This is a genomic window from Nonomuraea sp. B1E8 (assembly GCF_039871515.1).
Lineage (GTDB): Bacteria > Actinomycetota > Actinomycetes > Streptosporangiales > Streptosporangiaceae > Nonomuraea.
Map to the genome: position 1 here is coordinate 347371 of NZ_JBDPLS010000001.1, position 16103 is coordinate 363473.

At 73.4% G+C, this 16103-nt stretch carries 11 protein-coding genes; 2 read left to right on the forward strand and 9 right to left on the reverse strand.

Features of this window, described 5'->3' with window-relative positions; translation table 11 throughout:
* Nucleotides 1–15: 15 nt before the first annotated feature.
* From ABGA98_RS01610 to ABGA98_RS01625, 4 genes are read right to left on the reverse strand one after another with little or no spacing between them, the layout of a single operon-like run.
* A complete protein-coding gene (locus tag ABGA98_RS01610; protein ID WP_347616359.1) occupies nt 16–753 on the reverse strand; it encodes an SDR family NAD(P)-dependent oxidoreductase in 738 nt (245 codons plus the stop codon).
* Complete coding sequence (locus ABGA98_RS01615) at nt 750–2069, reverse strand: FAD-binding oxidoreductase (protein WP_347616360.1); 1320 nt, start codon at nt 2067–2069, stop codon at nt 750–752. Before ABGA98_RS01615 ends, ABGA98_RS01610 begins: the two co-directional genes overlap by 4 nt.
* Nucleotides 2066–2941, reverse strand: coding sequence for a decaprenyl-phosphate phosphoribosyltransferase (locus tag ABGA98_RS01620; RefSeq protein ID WP_347616361.1), 876 nt, complete (start codon nt 2939–2941; stop codon nt 2066–2068). Before ABGA98_RS01620 ends, ABGA98_RS01615 begins: the two co-directional genes overlap by 4 nt.
* 8 nt (nt 2942–2949) lie before the next feature.
* Entirely contained in the window at nt 2950–3870 is a 921-nt protein-coding gene (locus ABGA98_RS01625) for a DUF3068 domain-containing protein (RefSeq protein ID WP_347616362.1), read from the reverse strand.
* A 119-nt stretch (nt 3871–3989) separates the two neighbouring features.
* On the opposite strand from ABGA98_RS01625, the gene ABGA98_RS01630 reads away from it, so the two are divergent.
* Complete coding sequence (locus ABGA98_RS01630; RefSeq protein WP_347616363.1) at nt 3990–5243, forward strand: acyltransferase; 1254 nt, start codon at nt 3990–3992, stop codon at nt 5241–5243.
* On the opposite strand, the gene ABGA98_RS01635 is transcribed toward ABGA98_RS01630, so the two are convergent.
* On the reverse strand, nt 5180–7009 hold the full coding sequence (locus tag ABGA98_RS01635; RefSeq protein ID WP_347616364.1) for a hypothetical protein: 1830 nt from the start codon (nt 7007–7009) through the stop codon (nt 5180–5182). The genes ABGA98_RS01630 and ABGA98_RS01635 overlap by 64 nt on opposite strands.
* Nucleotides 7010–7122: 113 nt before the next feature.
* On the opposite strand from ABGA98_RS01635, the gene ABGA98_RS01640 reads away from it, so the two are divergent.
* A complete protein-coding gene (locus ABGA98_RS01640; protein WP_347616365.1) occupies nt 7123–7863 on the forward strand; it encodes a class I SAM-dependent methyltransferase in 741 nt (246 codons plus the stop codon).
* Here ABGA98_RS01640 and ABGA98_RS01645 read toward each other — a convergent pair.
* From ABGA98_RS01645 to ABGA98_RS01660, 4 genes are read right to left on the reverse strand one after another with little or no spacing between them, the layout of a single operon-like run.
* A complete protein-coding gene (locus ABGA98_RS01645; RefSeq protein WP_347616366.1) occupies nt 7804–8772 on the reverse strand; it encodes a DUF3068 domain-containing protein in 969 nt (322 codons plus the stop codon). The genes ABGA98_RS01640 and ABGA98_RS01645 overlap by 60 nt on opposite strands.
* 5 nt (nt 8773–8777) lie before the next feature.
* Complete coding sequence (locus ABGA98_RS01650) at nt 8778–10628, reverse strand: hypothetical protein (RefSeq protein WP_347616367.1); 1851 nt, start codon at nt 10626–10628, stop codon at nt 8778–8780.
* Nucleotides 10625–14821: an alpha-(1->3)-arabinofuranosyltransferase gene (locus tag ABGA98_RS01655; protein ID WP_347616368.1), complete on the reverse strand. Its 4197-nt coding sequence runs from the start codon at nt 14819–14821 to the stop codon at nt 10625–10627. The genes ABGA98_RS01650 and ABGA98_RS01655 overlap by 4 nt, the downstream gene beginning before the upstream one ends.
* Nucleotides 14818–16029, reverse strand: a complete 1212-nt coding sequence (locus ABGA98_RS01660) for a glycosyltransferase family 4 protein (protein ID WP_347616369.1) — start codon at nt 16027–16029, stop codon at nt 14818–14820. The genes ABGA98_RS01655 and ABGA98_RS01660 overlap by 4 nt, the downstream gene beginning before the upstream one ends.
* Between the last annotated feature and the right edge of the window lie 74 nt (nt 16030–16103).

Below are 16103 nucleotides of genomic sequence, written 5' to 3' on the forward strand. Positions count from 1 at the left end.
CTCATGGAATGCGTTCTAGCGAGGCAGCCTGCGCCAGAGGGGGCGGGGCAGCAGCCGCAGCAGGCCGAAGGCGGGCCCGAGCGCCCGCGGCACCCAGACGGAGGACGATCCGTCACGCAGCGCGGCCACCGTGGCCAGCGCCACCTGCCGCGGCGTCGAGGACATCGGCGCGGGAGCCAGCCCCTTCGTCATCCGCCCGATCACGAAGCCCGGCCGCACGATCAGCACCCTCGCGCCCGACCCGTGCAGGGCGTCGCCCAGCCCCTGCGCGAACCCGTCGAGCCCGGCCTTGGCCGAGCCGTACACGAAATTGGCCCTGCGCACGCGCGCGCCCGCCACCGACGACAACACCACGAGCGTGCCGTGGCCCTGCTCGCGCAGCACCCTGGCCGCGTGCAGCCCCACCGACACGTGCGCGCCGTAGTTGACCGCCACGGCCTCGGCGGCGGCCACGGGATCGGCGTCGTAGCGCTCCTGGGTCCCAAGCACGCCGAACGCGGAGATCACCACGTCGAGATCGCCCACCAGCTCCGTCGCCCTGGCGAAGACGGCGCCGTGCCCGTGGACGTCGAGCGCGTCGAACGGCACGACGTGGACCTCCGCGCCGAGGTCGGGCGGGTCGAAGCCGCCCCGCGCGGCCAGCACCACCCGGCTCGCGCCCAGCCCCGCCAGCAGTCTGACGATCTCCAGGCCGATCTCGCTGCGCCCGCCGAGCAGCAGCACGGTGTCGACCCCGCCGAGAGCGTTCTTCACAACCGCAGCCTCCTGGCCAGGTCGGAGCGGAACAACCCGGCGGGATCGGCCTCGTCCCTGATCCGCCGCCACCGCTCCAGCTCGGGATACATCTCCGCCATCATGGCAGCGCCCAGCCGCGCGTCCTTGGCGAGATAGACGCGCCCGCCCGCCTCGGCCACCCGCCGGTCGAAGCCGCGCAGCAGGCCGCTCAGCCCGCGCCCGCCGGCGGGCAGGTCCAGGGCCAAGGTCCAGCCGGGCATGGGGAACGACAGCAGGCCACCCGAGCCGGGCCCGAACCTCTTGAGCACCGTCAGGAACGACGGGCTGCCGTGCTCCGACAGGGTCGCGACGATGCCGCGCAGCGTCTCCTCCGCGCCGAAGGGCACCACGAACTGGTACTGGACGAACCCGCGCGGGCCGTACATGCGGTTCCAGCCCTCGACGCCGTCGAGCGGATGGAAGAACGGCGCGATGCCCTGCGTGAGGGTCCCGCGCCGCGGCGCCCTGCGGTACCAGACCTCGTTGAACGCGCGCAGGCTCAGCCCGTTGAGCAGCCCGCCGGGCACCCACGCGGGGGCCCGCGCCAGCGCGCCCGGCGCGAACGGCGGCGCCTGCTTCACCTCGGCGGCCGTCGCGTGGTCGCCCCTGGTGAGCACGCTGCGCCCCATCCGGCGGCCCCGGGCGAGCAGGTCGATCCAGGCCACCGAGTAGCGGTGGCGGTCGTCGGTGCCCGCCATGACCGCCATCGTCTCGTCCAGGTCCGCGGTGCGCTGGACGTCCACCCGCATCATGGACGTCTCGATCGGCACGCAGCCGAACGTGACCTCGGCGATCACCCCGGTCAGGCCCATGCCGCCGACCGTGGCCGAGAAGAGCGGGTGGCCGGGACGGAGGGTCAGGACCTCGCCGCCCGCGGCCACCAGGGTCAGCGAGCGGACGTGCGCGCCGAACGAGGAGTCGCGGTGGTGGTTCTTGCCGTGCACGTCGGCCGCGACGGCGCCGCCGACGGTGACGTGCCGCGTGCCGGGGCTGACGGGGACGAACCAGCCCCTGGGGACGAGCGCCGTCATCAGGGTGTGCAGGCTCACCCCGCCGGAGGCGGTCACCAGGCCCCCGCCCTCGTCGAAGTGCCACGCGTCCAGGCCGGTGCAGTCGACGACGAGCCCGCCGGCGTTCTGCGCGGCGTCGCCGTACGAGCGGCCGAGGCCCCGCGCCACCACGCCCCGGCGCGGCGCGGACGCGACCAGCTCGCGCAGCTGCCCGACGGTGCGGGGCCTGGCGAGCCGCGCGGGCGTGGGCGCCGTACGCCCCCAGCCGGTCAGGAACGTGGTCACGCGTAGATCCCCAGGCCGACGAGGACGACGAGCACGGCGGCGAAGAGCAGGGTCGGCCGGTCGCGCAGGGCGAGTTCCTCGGGCTCCTCGCCTCCCCCGCGCTCGACCAGCAGGTTGTGCCGGAGCACGAGCAGCACGAAGGGGACGATGCTGAGCCCGTAGAACAGGTCGTCGTGCGCGTTGAGCGCCCACAGGCAGTACGTCACGATCATCGCGCCCGAGCACATGGTCCGCACCTGGGCGAGGTAGGCGGGCGAGTAGGCGGCCAGCGTCGCGCGTGTCCCCGTCGCCTCCACGAGCCGCAGCTCGGCCTCGCGCTTGCCCGCCACCAGTTGCAGCGCCGCCAGCGAGACGACCACGAGGAACCACCCGGTCACCGGCACGTCGACCGCCACGGCCCCGGCGTACGCCCTGATCACGTGGCACCCGGCGACCGCGATCAGGTCCACGACCTCCTGGTGCTTGAGCCACAGCGTGTACGACAACGTCAGGACGAGGTAGCCGGCGACCACGGCGGGCGGCTTCCAGCTCCCGGTGAGCGCGGCGACGGCGGGCGCGAGAAGCAGCAGCACGACGCCGGTCACCCGGGCGGCCCGCACCGACACCGCCCCCGCCGCGACGGCCCGCCGCCGCTTGCGCGGATGCAGCCGGTCGGCCTCCACGTCGGAGGCGTCGTTGATCAGGTACGAGCCGCTCGCGGCCAGGCAGAACGCGGCGAGCACCAGCAGCGCGGCGAGCAGGTCGCGCGGCTCGCCCAGCACGCCGGCGGCCATGGGCGCGGCGAGGACCAGGACGTTCTTCAGCCATTGGCGGGGCCTGGCGGCCCTGACCAGCGCCAGCGCCGGCGTGGCCGCCCGGGGGCGAGCCACCACGCCCTGGCTCATGAGGTCCTGCGGCCGCGCAGGGTCAGCAGGAGGCCCGCCACGAACAGCACGACGCCCACCACGCCGAGCACGACGGGCAGCGTGACCCTGATCAGGTCGATCTGGCTCTTGCCCTCCTGCGCGTCCTTCACGAGCCCGTCGACGGTGTCGTCGGTCATCTTGGCCGTGGCCACGAACGCCTTGGAGCGCTCGACGCCGTCGTCGCTCTTGAGCACCTCGTTGCGCTGCTGCTCCTGGCGGACTGGGGCGCCGGTGGTGGGCTCGATCCAGAAGGTGTTGGTGCCGGTGTAGACGCGGTCGAGCTGCACGTCGCCGGATTCGCCCATGTCGAACCACTCGGCGGGCGCGGTGAGCGTCTGCGTCTCGGTCTCGGGGACGACCTGCTCGAACTTGTACGTGTTCAGCCCGCCGACCTGCTCCTCGCCGACGAACTTGGCCTCGAACGCCTTGCCCGCCGTGGAGTTGAAGACCATGTAGCTCTTCTTCTCCACGTCGAACGGGAACTTGTAGATCTGCCCCTGCAGCTCCACCGGCTCCTTGTCGATGCTGACGCCGCAGCAGTTGAGCCCGACGCCGGAGCGCTTGTCGAAGGCGCTGCGCCGCTCGGTGAAGTCGATGCCGGGCTTGCCGTGGGTGACGTCGTTCACGGCGGTGAACTCGTCCCACACGACCCGGTCGCCGGAGGCCTCCTTCACGTCTCCGCGCGTGGTGACGATGATGTCGAGGTCGGCGGTCAGCACCTTGCCGTCGGCGACGCTGAAGTATTGTGCGCCGGTCGCCCGGAGCTTGCTGATGCCGTACTGGTCGCCTGCGGCGCTCATGAGCGCGGGCGCCACCTGGAAGCGCACCAGGGGAGCCAGAACCACGAGGAATGCCCCGACGGCGATGAGGACGCTGCCAACGACGACCCGGTTCATCGACCCTCCATGTGCCAGGTGCACGGACGCCTGTCTGGGTGGTTAAGTACTGAAACCAAGTTTCTACTCGCCGGTATGTTATTGCGGGGAGTGACCATCGTCACCAGGGATGCGGAAACGTGACCGAAACAGGTTCTACATCGGCGCGGCTGCCGGTGATCTCCGGCCGCCAGGCACCGCTCGACGGCATCCGCGCCGTGGCCGCCTTCTCCGTGCTGCTCTTCCACGTCGCGATGGAGGCGGGAACGGCGCTGGAGCCGGGGTTCCTGGGCGGTGTGCTGTCGAGGGGCGAGATCGGGGTGCCGATCTTCTTCACGCTCTCCGGCCTGCTGCTCTACCGCCCGTGGGCGGCGGAGGTGCTGACCGGCGGGCGGGCCCCTGACACGCGCCGCTACCTGTGGCGGCGCTTCTTCCGCATCATCCCCGCCTACTGGCTGGTCGTGGCCGTGGCCCTCCTGCTGTGGGGCGGGGCCCACCGGTCCGACCCGTGGACGTGGGCGCAACTGGCGTTCCTCGTGCACATTTACGACCTGACCCCGTGGTGGTACGGCCTCGGGCCCGAGGGCCTCGGCCAGATGTGGAGCCTCGCGGTCGAGCTGACCTTCTACCTCACGCTCCCGCTGATGGCGGCGGCGCTGCGCCGGTTCGCGCTGCGCGCGGGGTCCGACCTGCGGGCCAGGGCCAGGCGCCTGCTGATCGGGCTGGCCGCCTTCGGCGCCCTGTCGTACGTCTACACGATCTTCGAGTACTTCCCCGAGTACCGCCCGTGGATGAACGTGTGGTTGCCGCGCTCGTGGACGTTCTTCGTGCCCGGCATGGCCCTCGCGGTCCTGACCGTCTGGGCCAGGGCGGAGGACGGGCGGGTGCGCCGCCTGTGCGCGGCCCTGGCCGGCTCGTGGGGCACGCTGTGGCTGATCGCCGGGCTCGCCTACCTGATCGCCTCCACGCCGGTGACCGGGCCGCGCTTCGTCGGCCTGGGCGGCATCTGGACGGCCTTCTCCGAACAGGCGCTCTACACGCTCGTCGCGTTCTGTCTCGTCGCGCCCGCGGCGCTGGAGGCCCGGCGGCCCACCCGGCTGGGCGAGCTGCTCGGCGGCCGGTTCATGAGCTATCTCGGCCGCATCTCGTACGGGGTCTTCCTCTGGCAGTTCGTGGTCATCTACCTCTGGTACGACTTCACGGGCCAGCGCCCGTGGACCGGCAACCTCATCCTCAACCTCGTCGCGATCAGCGCCCTGACCGTCGCCCTCGCCGGGCTCACGCACCGTTACGTGGAGGAGCCCGCCCGGCGGCTGATCCGGTTCGTCCCTCACGCGGCAGGCGGGGCGGGCCCCGGCTCCCCGAAGGCCGCGGCCCTCAGGCAGAACGCCTGACCCTGGCCGCCCGCCGCGCTGATCCGCATGCCCTTGCCCGCCCCGTCGTGCGGCACGTAGTAGAGCGCGCCCGTCTCCCCGGTCGCCGGCAGCGTGGCCGCCCGCTCGGTGCCGCCGAGATCCACCACCACGTGGACCTGCCGGGGGCTGGTGTAGGCCAGGGCCACCACCATGCCGGGGCCGCCGGGGGACTCGACGGGGAAGACCTTGTCCTTCGCGTAACACTTCTCGCCCTTCATCGCGTCGAAGAACGGCGCCACCCGGCCCACCGGGACGAGCTTGCCCGTGGAGTCGAAGACGTACGGCTTCGCCGAGGGCCGCGGCTCGCGCATCCGCTGCCGGAGCGCGGGATCGGCCAGCGGCGCGAGCACGTAGGACGTCAGCCTGCGGGCGCCGTTCCACGGCAGGACGACCTCCGGCGGCACGGGACGCGGGTAGACGTCGGTCTCCGGCGCGGCGGTGGCCAGCGAGGCCCGCGCGTTGTCCAGATATTTCCTGACCTTGTCGCCACTGAGGGTGTCGCCGTAGGCGTTGATCGAGACCAGCGACGCGGCGAGCACGGCCACCGTCAGCACGCTCGCGGCCATGGACAACCCGCCGCCCACCGGCCGGCGGCGAGCGTCCCGCTCGCCCTCGACCGGATGCCAGGCCAGCGCCAGGCAGAGGGCGAACACCACCGCGGCGTCGGCGACGTACCGGGTCTCCGCGCCGACGAGGTCCCACGCGGTCGCCCGCGCGATCGTGGTGGGGATCGCGTCGGCCACGACGACGTACGCGGCCAGGATCGCCCACGCCCGCCACGCCCGCCTGCGGTACACGCACGTGACCACGACCAGCAGCGCGAGCAGCACCCATGCCGCGATCACGGTGGCCTGGACCGGGTCGGCCAGCCCGCCGGTGGAGGTCAGCCCGCCCCAGCGCAGCGGGCCGCCGACGGCGCCCGTGGGAAAGGTCTCCCCCAGTAACCTGCGCAGCAGCCCCGGCACCACCTCGGCCTTCGGCCCGGTCAGCGCGTCGGAGCCGGCGGTGTCGCGGCGCAGCAGGTAGAGCACGGCGTACCCGGCCAGCAGCACGCCGTGCGCCCACCAGACCGGCCTGCGCAGCTCCGTCCCCAGCGCCCGCAGCCACAGGCCCCTGCCGAGGTAGGCGCTGGTGACCCCCAGCACGACGAAGGGGATGAACACCCCCTTCGTGGAGCAGGCCATCCCGGCGGCGGTCCAGATCAGAGCGTGCCACCGGCCCGTGCCCTCGCGGACGTACCTGACGTGCGCCGCGAGCGCTGCGACCAGCGCGAGCTGCAGCGGCACCGCGTTGAGCGCCGCCGACCACCAGCTCATCGCGGGCACGGTGAGCGGCGCGAAGGCGTAGACGGCCAGGGCGGCCAGCACCACGGCGCGGTCGCCGAAGAGCCGCCGCAGCAGCACCAGGAACACGATCGAGGCGGCCGCCTGGAGCGCGAGCGTCACGAACGACACCAGCGCCCAGCTGTACGGCGCCACCCAGGTGAGCAGCCACACCAGGGCCAGCGAGCCGGGCATGAGATGCCCCTTGTGCACGCGGGTCAGGTAGTCCCAGGTGAACCCGCTGTCGGCGGCCCCGGCCACGAAGAGGAAGTCGTCCTCGACGAAGTACGCCTTGCTGAGGACGTGGGCCCTGAAGATCAGCGAGACCAGGACGAGCAGCAGGCCGACGCCCACGATCGGCCCGGTGCGGATCGAGGGCAGCGTGATGCGCACGGGCTCGGAGCTCCTGGCGCCTTCCGTCATCGTCGATTCCTTCCGCTGCGTCAGAGATCCCCCGAGTGGACTGCCGTGCCGGCCCCGCCGGGCACGTCCGCGGCAGGCCAGTAGGCGGGTTCGGTGTTGGTAGGCTCCGCGCCGTGGACACCCCCGTACCGTTCCGAGCGGATCTCGGTAGATCCGTCCGGCTGCTGCGCGCCTTCCGCCTGGAGCAGAGCGACCCCGACTTCTTCTACGGCACCCTGGCCATGGACACCGTCGCCCAGCTCGGCACGTACACGGAGCTGGCCGGCGCCACGGTGGCCGACGTCGGGGGCGGGCCCGGCTACTTCGCCGACGCGCTGCGCGCGGCAGGGGCGCGCCCGGTGTGCGTCGACTGCGACGCGGGCGAGATGCGCCTGCGCGACGGCCGGCCGCCGCGCGACGCCGTGCTGGGCAGCGCGCTCGACCTGCCGCTGGCCACCGGCTCGGTGGACGTGTGCTTCTCGTCCAACGTGCTGGAACACGTCCCCGACCCGCTCAGGATGGCCGCCGAGATGGTCAGGGTGACCCGGCCCGGCGGGATCGTCTACCTGTCGTACACGGTGTGGCTGTCGTTGTGGGGCGGCCACGAGACCTCCCCCTGGCACTACCTGGGCGGCCACTACGCCGCCCGGCGGTACACGCGCAGGCACGGCAGGCGGCCGAAGAACGTCTACGGCGAGAGCATGTTCGCCGTCGGGGTGGCCCGCCCGCTGGCCTGGGCCAGGCGCTGCCCCGACGCCGACCTGCTGGACGCGGTCCCCCGCTACCATCCCCGCTGGGCCCGGCATGTCGTCCACCTACCTGGCGTCCGCGAGCTGGTCACCTGGAACCTGCTCCTCGTCCTGCGCCGCAGGTGAGCGCCGCCGCATGAGCAGCAGCGCGGCCACGACGCAGCCCGCGCCCGCCACGCCGCCGCCCACCGGCGCGACCGTGCCCAGCAGCAGGATCCAGCGGCGGTAGGCCGCCGCCGTGTCCAGCGCCGCCACCACGTCGGCCTCGCTGGTGCGGAACGTCGCGTCCAGCGCGGTCAGCCGGCCCCGCCCGTCGGCCGTGACCAGCGTCTCCTTCACCTCTTCCACCGTCCTGACCGGCTGCCCGCTGACCGGCTCGACCCAGTACGTACGCCGGACCTCGGCGTAGCGGCCCAGCCCGACGTCGCCCTTGCCGGGCAGCCCGACCAGGCGGCGCGGCAGCGGCGCCGTCTCGCCCGGCACCAGCCGGCGCGGCGTGCGCTGGACGTAGCGGTAGGTCTCGACGCCGCCTATCCGCTCGACCCCGTCGAAGGCGGCCGTGACCGGCACGCGCAGCCGCAGGTCGAACAGCGCGTAGTCGCGGCGCTCGGCGTTGAAGGGCCAGCGGAACGCCTGGCCGGACTGCCGGATCGTGGTGTCCTCGTCCAGGTACTCGCCGCAGCAGTTGACGATCGCGCCCGTGCGGCGGTCGAAGGCCAGGCGCCGCTCGTGGTAGTCGAGCCGCTCCTCCTCCCGCGTGGCCAGGGAGACCGACTCGCCCCACACCGCGCGGTCCTCGTCGCCGGCCAGCACGTCGCCGATCAGCCAGCGGGTCTGGACCAGCTCGCCCACCACCGGCCGCATCGTGGCCGGGTCGAGGTAGGTCGCCGACTCCGCCACCGACCGGGTCATGCTCTGCTGCTCCAGCGGCGCCTTGAGCACCTGGGCGGCCACGTACAGGCGGGTCAGGGGGATGAGGGTCAGCAGGAAGGCGCCCACGCCGGCCAGGACCAGCGCGAGGTTCCTGCGGCTCATGACGATCATGGTCGCGGCACCGCCTGCCCCGGCGTCACGTCGCCGACGCAGACGCCCGGCGGCAGGTCGTCGATGACGATGCGGTCGGCGCCCGGCTCCGCGAGCACGAACACCCGGCCGATCCCGGCTCGCAGCGCCACGTCGGTGGCGCGGTCCGCCATCCACAGGGTGACCTTCGTGTCCGCGCGGGCGGCGTACCCGAGCCTGACCAGGGTGCCCTCCGCGCGGGTGACGCGGTTGTCCAGCGGCACCTGCACGGTCCCGCCGGTGACCGGCCAGCACCGGTCCCGGGTGCTCGGAGCGAGCGGGACGCCCTGCACGTCCACGGGCCGCAGGCGGCCCTGGTCGTCGAAGATCATGCCGTCGAGCGCCGCGGGCGGCGCCTGCATCGTGGCCCTGAGCCGCGGCGGGGCCAGCGCGCCCAGCACCTTCGACGTCAGGCTGTAGGCGCCGTAGCTGCTCGGCAGCACGTCGGGCGGCACGAGCCGGTCGTAGATCACCGTGCCGGGCGCGGCTCCGGCCAGCTCGGCGCGTGCCGTCTCGATGTAGCGGTGGCGCCGCTCCGCGCCCAGGTGCCCGGCGAAGGCCGAGACCGACACCAGCGACGCGCCCACGAACAGCCCGAGCGCCGCGCCGCAGACCCCGCTCACCCGTTCCCTGGCGGGCAGCGCCCGCCGGTACGGCTCCGCCTCGCCCGGGAGCGGCAGCAGCACGAGCCCGGCGACGAGGGCGACCAGCGGGACGGCGTCGGCGACGTAGCGCGTGTCCGTGCCGGCGAACGAGCCGAACAGGTGGACCCGGCCCCAGAGCACCGGAAGGGCGTCGGCGACGAGCACGTAGCCGAGCAGCAGCGCCCACGCCAGGCCGGCGCGCCTGCGATAGTACGTGGTGACCGCCACCATGGCCGCGAGGGTCACGAGGGAGGCGATCACGACGGGCGGCGGCGGCGAGGCGACCCCCCAGTCGTTGCCGGCGAACCACCGCCACGGGCCGCCCAGCACGGTCGTGGCGAAGGTACTGCCGAGCAGCTCCCACAGGAAGCCCGCCGCCTGGTCGAAGATCGGCAGTGCCCCGGTGCCGGGCGCCGACGCCGACCGCTGGACGTAGAGCGCGCCGAAGCCCGCCAGCACGGCCAGCTGCATCGACCAGGCCGCCAGGTGCCCGCGCAGCGCGCGGCGGACGCCGCCGTGATAGATCGCCGTGAGGGCGAACAACACCAGCGGCAGCGCGAAGCCCTTGACGAACCCCAGCAGCCCGAACAACACCCACAGCGCGGCGGCCACGGCGTGCCGCAGCCGGCCGGTCCGCAGGTGGTGCCAGTGCGAGGCCACCGCCATGGGCAGGGCGATCTGCAGGAAGACGGTGTTGAGCCCCGCCGCCCACCACACGAGCACGGGCACGGTGACGGGTGCGACGAGGAAGACGAGGAGCGGCGCGAGGATCGCGGGCCGCGCGCCGAACACGACGCGGAGCATGCGCAGCACGGCCAGGGCGGCGCAGGCGTGCAGCGCCAGGACCATGCCCGCCGCGTACCCCCAGCCGAAGGGCTCCAGCCTGGCCGACAACCAGGCGAGCAGGAAACCGCCCGGCATGAACTGCCCGAAGTGCACGCGGGTCAGGTAGCCGAAGGAGAGATCGTTCTCCACCGCCCTGGCCACGAACTCGAAGTCGTCCTCCTTGAAGTAGGCGTGCTGGGCGATGGCCGCCTTCCACGCCATGGCCGCGCCGACGAGAACGAGCGCGGCCAGCAGCACCCCGTGCCGCCCTGCCCACCGGGACGCCGCCGCGGCGGTGCGGGCGATCGGGGCCGGGACGGTGATGACCATCCCGGTGCGCGGCTCGGTCGTCCGGCTCACGGAACGCTCGTCATGGCCGGGCCGCCCGCGGCGACGGGTACGCGAAGTTCGGACGTCCGCGCGGCCCGCCTGGCGGGGATCTCGGCGAACAACTGCGCGAGGAGGGGCAGGCAGAGGAGCTGCGGCCAGAAACCGCCGGCGCCGGCGGCCACCAGGACCGCGGCGGCCACGAAGAGGGCGACGCCGCCCGGCGGCCCGATCAGCAGGCGCCGCCACCGCGGCACGCGCGCGTGCTCGGCCGCGCGCAGCGACCGCGACCACACCCCCAGCGCGTAGGCGGCGCCCGCGACGCCGGCTCCCACCGGTCCGCCGACCCAGAAGCCCAGCGCGACGGCGAACGGCGCGAGGTGCGCGGCGCGCAGGCGTGCGGGACGGACCAGAGCCCGGTGGCGCGCGGGCGGCGCCGTCCTGACCAGGGCCAGCAGCACGACCAGCAGCGCCAGAGCGCCGCCCACGGCCAGCCCCGCGCGGTAGCGGGAGTCGGGCTCGTACGTGAGCGTGACCGCGCCCGCGACGTGCGACGGGAGGAACCACGCCTGCCGCCAGCCGTCCAGCCGGACCGGCTTGAGCTCGACGGCGCCCAGCCTGGCACGCCAGCCGGGGTTGAAGTTCTCGTTGACGACCAGGTAGGAGTCCTTCGTGACGCCGACCTGGACCACCCGCTCCCCCTCCTCCCACGACGTCACGGCCACCTCGCTCATCTCCACGGGCGCGACCTCCTGGCCGCCGTCCTCGTGGCGGACGATCGCCGACTCGACGCGGTAGGCGTCGCCCGGCCGCAGGGACAGCCGCGCCTGGCCAACCTCCAGCCGCAGCGGCTCGCAACTCTCGAACGCGACGGGCCTGCCGGTGACCACGTCGTTCAGCGAGCCGTCGACGATCCTGGTGTGCACGGTCTCGCCACCGGCGGTGAACGTCGGCCCGAACCCGCAGGGCACGCGGAGCGGGAAACCGGTCAGGGCGCCGAGCGGGCGTACCCCGGGGAAGGAGACCTCGGTGATCTCGACGGGACGGCCGCCCGACGCCCCGAACTCCAGCTCGACCTTCTTCGCCTCCATGGCGGGGAAGCGGATGATGCCGCCCTGGCCCACCCAGCTCTGCCTGACGCCGCCCTCGGCGCGGATCGTCACGCGGACAGGAGGTGCCCCGAGGTAGGAGTCGGGCGTGACGACGCGGATGTGCGACAACCGCGTCCTACGGGCCAGCTCGACGCTCAGCGTGGGCTTCGGGTCGAGCGGGTCGGCGAACCACGCGGTCTTCGGGTCTCCGTCGAACGCCCACCGGCCGGCCGCCGCGCCGTGCTCGACCACCGTCGAAGAAGCCCGCACCTTCACGGCGTCGCCGGGCAGCGTGGTCAGCCGCTCGATGGCCGTGCGCTCGGTGAGCACGGTACGGCCGGAAAGCTCGTACGAGCCGTCCTTCCTGACGGTGAAGGAACGGTCGAAGCCGTGCCCGTCGTCGCCCAGGACCTCGTGGCCCTCGGCGCAACTCCAGGCGAGCGAGCCCCTGACGCAGCCGGGAACGTCACCGGTCCTGCTGAACGCGACCGTCGCCGGCTCGCCGGCGCCCGAGGCCGTGCCCGGGTCCGGCACGGGCTGCTCCGTGCCCGGGTCCGGCACGGGCTGCTCCGTGCCCGGGTCCGGCACGGTGATCGAGCGGGTGGGGTGCACCCCCGGAACGGTCAGCTCCGTGATCCCGACCCGGCCGCCGAGCCCGCGCTCCGGCTCGCCGGCGGTGGACACCACCTTCAGGCGCAACCGGTCGGCCCGGCCCGCCGGCACCACCAGCTCCTGGGCGTCCGACGTGGCGCGGACCTTCTGGCGCAGCGCGCCGTTGCCGGTCTCCACCACCACCTCGGCGGGCGCGGGGCTGATGGGCGAGTGCTCGAAGGAGACCTGGAACGTGGCGACGTCCAGCGGCTCGGTGAAGGCGACCTCGATCCACTCGCCGGCCGCGCCGTTCCAGCCGGTGGAGCGCCAGCTGGTGCGCCGGTCGCCGTCGAGCGCGGCGAACGGCTGGTGGCCGGGCTCCCTGCTGCGCGGGGCCGCCGTGACGTCCGCCTCGGAGCTGGACGCCGTGACGCTCGCGATCCCGGTGAACGTGGCCGTGGCGAGATACCGCTCCCACCCCGGGTCCAGGATGTCGTTCGACGGCGAGGCGCCGCGGAACGGCTCGGCCGCGGTGAGCGTGGCGCTGGCGTTGCCGCGCAGGTCGGGGTAGGCGAGCTCGCGCCGGCGCAGCGTGTCGGTCAGCACGGTGTCGCGCCCCGGCACCTCGACGCGCCCGTCGTCGTCGTTGAGCAACACGGGCCTGTCGTCGTCCAGGAGTCCCTGCTCGGCCAGGTCGAGCACCGCCTCGGGGGCTCCTCCGACGCGCAGCGGGCGGGTGGCGTCGACGGTGCCGACGAGCGGCGCGGCCCCGGGCACCCGGTAGATCTCGACCGCGGGGTAGGGCTGGTCCAGCCAGGCGGCGGCCTTGCCGTACTGGCCGATGCCCACGCCCGGACCCATCCGGGCGGCGAGCTCGATGCCGGGCGAGTCCTCCAGCGCCTGGTGCACGCGGGCCGGCCAGGCCGTGCCGATGGTGGCGCGGTCCAGGTCGTTACGGACCACCAGGTACGTCACCCCCATGCGGCGCAGCGTGGCCGTGAGCCCCGCGGACCCCACGCCGGCGGACAGGCGCTCGTCGACGGCCGCCATCAGCCGCGAGATGCCGGCCGACCCCCACGGCACGATGGTGTGCGTGGCCCAGCGGACCTGCGAGAGCGCCTGCAGCGGCTCGTCGAGCGGGCGGCCCCAGAGGTACTCGCCGCGTTTGGCCCCCGGCACGGCCAGCACCATCCCGTCGCCGGCGTTGCGGCCGACCCAGGAGATGGCCTGCTTCCAGTAGTCGGGGATCGTGGTGAAGCCGCCGGCCGGCGCGAGGCCCGCGTACAGGATGGGCAGGCCCGACAGTCCCACGAGCCCGGCCGTGACGGCGGTCAGGGGCACGCGCAGGCGCGGGCGCGCCGTGGCGAGGAGACCGGCGACCCCGAGCGCGACGGGCAGCCTGATCAGCGCGTCGAACTTGTGCAGGTTGCGGAAGGCGGCGAGCGGGCCGTCCAGCAGCTGCACCATGAGCTCGTGGTGGGGGGTGCCGGGATGGCCCGTGGTGATGACGGCGACCCCGCACAGCAGGCTGATGAGGAGGAAGGGCCGCTCCGGCATCCTGCGGGAGGCGAGACCCGCGATGCCCGCCGCCGCCACGGCGGCGGTGACCACGATCAGCCACGGGACCGTGGACTGCTGGTGGGCGTCCGGCAGCCAGGTCTGCCCGTCCACGGTGAGGAAGCTGAGCCAGCTCGACGTCCCGCGCAACGTGTTGACCAGCGAGGTGACGCCGGTCGTCGCGCTGGCGGTCTCGATGTAGGGCAGGAAGGAGAAGATGTAGCCGCCGAGCGTCAGCAGCGGGGCGAGCCACCACATCGAGGCGAACACGATGAGCGGCAACCACCAGGCGACGAGCCGCCGTTTGTCCGGCCCGCCGCGCCGCGTCAGCAGGTAAAGCAGCGGCACGGCGAGCACGGCGTACTCGGCCACGGCGTTGACGCCCCCGCAGAAGAGGAAGGCGAGCGCCGACAACCCGGCCGCCCGGCGGGGCTGCAGCTCGCCTCTGGCGCCCTTGACCAGGGGGAGAACGATCCACGGCAGGACCGCGCTGGGTAGGAACTCCGAGGAGTTGATGCCGATGAGCGCCTGCGCGTGCGGTGCGAGCGCGTACACGAATCCGGCGATCACGCGGGTGTACGGGCCGCCGATGCGCAGGGCGCGGGCGAGCTGCACCACGCCGAGGAAGGCGGTGCAGAGGACCAGGGACATCCACAACCGCTGGACCATCCAGGAGTCCATGCCCAGCTTGAGGCAGAGCGCGTAGAACGGTCCCATGGGAAAGAGGTAGCCGTAGGCCTGGTTCTGCAGGTGGCCGAAGTACGCGCCGTCCCACAGGTGCAGGGCCCGGCCGAGGAATCCCAGCGGATTGACCGCCATGTCGAGCTTGGTCTCGGGGATGATCTTCTCGGTCGCGGTGTTGAACGCGATGGCGCCGAGCAGGAGGCAGGAGGCGAGGAGCCGCAGCCTGTGCCTGACCCGGATCTCGTAGCTCTCGGCGGCGGACTCCGCGAGCTCTTCGTGGAGTCCAGGCGAGGCTTGGGTCACTGATGGGCTCCGCCGCGATCTTGGAGTTTCGCCAGGATAAGTCCGGTTATGCTAGCCCCAGTTCGGGCCCACGTAAATTCGCGCGCCCACGCCCGGCAGGCGTCGGCCACCTCCGTCCTGCGGCACGGGTCCGACAGCTCCTTCAGCGCCCGTTCGACCACGTCGGCCAGGCGCTCGTCCTCGCCCACGAGCCATCCGGTGACGCCGTGGCGCACGGAGTCGCGCAGGCCCGCCACGTCGTAGGCCACCGTCGGGACCCCGAGGGCGGCGGCCTCGATCACGGTCAGCCCCCAGCCTTCGAACTCCGAGGCCGTCACGTTGAGGCGCGCGGCGCCGAGCAGCGCGTTCTTGCGTGCCGCCGGCAGGTATCCGTGCAGCACGGCCCGCCCGTGGAGCCCGTGGTCCGCGATCCGCCGGGCCAGCGGGCCCTGTTCCGGGCCGCGCCCGATGACGTGCACGGTCAGCCCCGGCCACGACGCGTCGAGGTGGGCGGCCAGGTCGACGACCCGCTCGATGCGCTTGTGCCCGACGAGCCGCCCCGCGTAAACGATCGTGGGCTCGCCCCGTCCCGGCTCCGGCGCGACCGTCCCGGGCTCGGCGCAGCCGTTGGGCACGACGGTGATCGGGGCGAGCCAGCGCAGCTTCCCGGCCAGCTCCTGCTTGGACGACTCCGAGACGGTGACGGTCAGGCAGCGGCGGTAGAGCAGCCGGGCGACCGGCCCTTCGACGAAGCAGCCGATCCTGGCCAGCCAGCGCGGCAGGAAGGCGTGGAACTGCCGGTCGTGGACGTGGTGGACGAGGCAGAGCACGGGTGTGCGGCGGCGTACGACGAGGGGGGAGAAGAACGGGATGCCGTTCATCGTGTCGATGACGGCGTCGACCCGGCGCCGGTGGAACAACAACCAGAGCGGCACCAGCACGTAGACCAGGTAGGGGTTGCCCATCCTGCGCAGCCGGATGCCCTCCAGGACCTCGGCGCGCCGCTGTCCCCGCTGGCGGCCGGTCACGAAGGTCACCACGGCCCCCTGGGCCAGCAGGAACCGGCTGACCTGCCAGGCGTACTCCTCGGCGCCGCCGGCGGTCGACTGCCGGGGCTCGCGGAAGTTGAGCATGGCGACGCGGATTCCCGCGAGCGGCCGCTCTCCCCCTTCGCCGCCGGCGCGCGGCGCGGGCGGGGCCGCCGCCTCCGGCTCACCGGTAAAGACCACCGTCACTCCTCACAGCGGGCGTGCGGGCATGGCGAAGCCAGCCCCTGTGCTGTTGAGCTGGTACGACGCCGTCA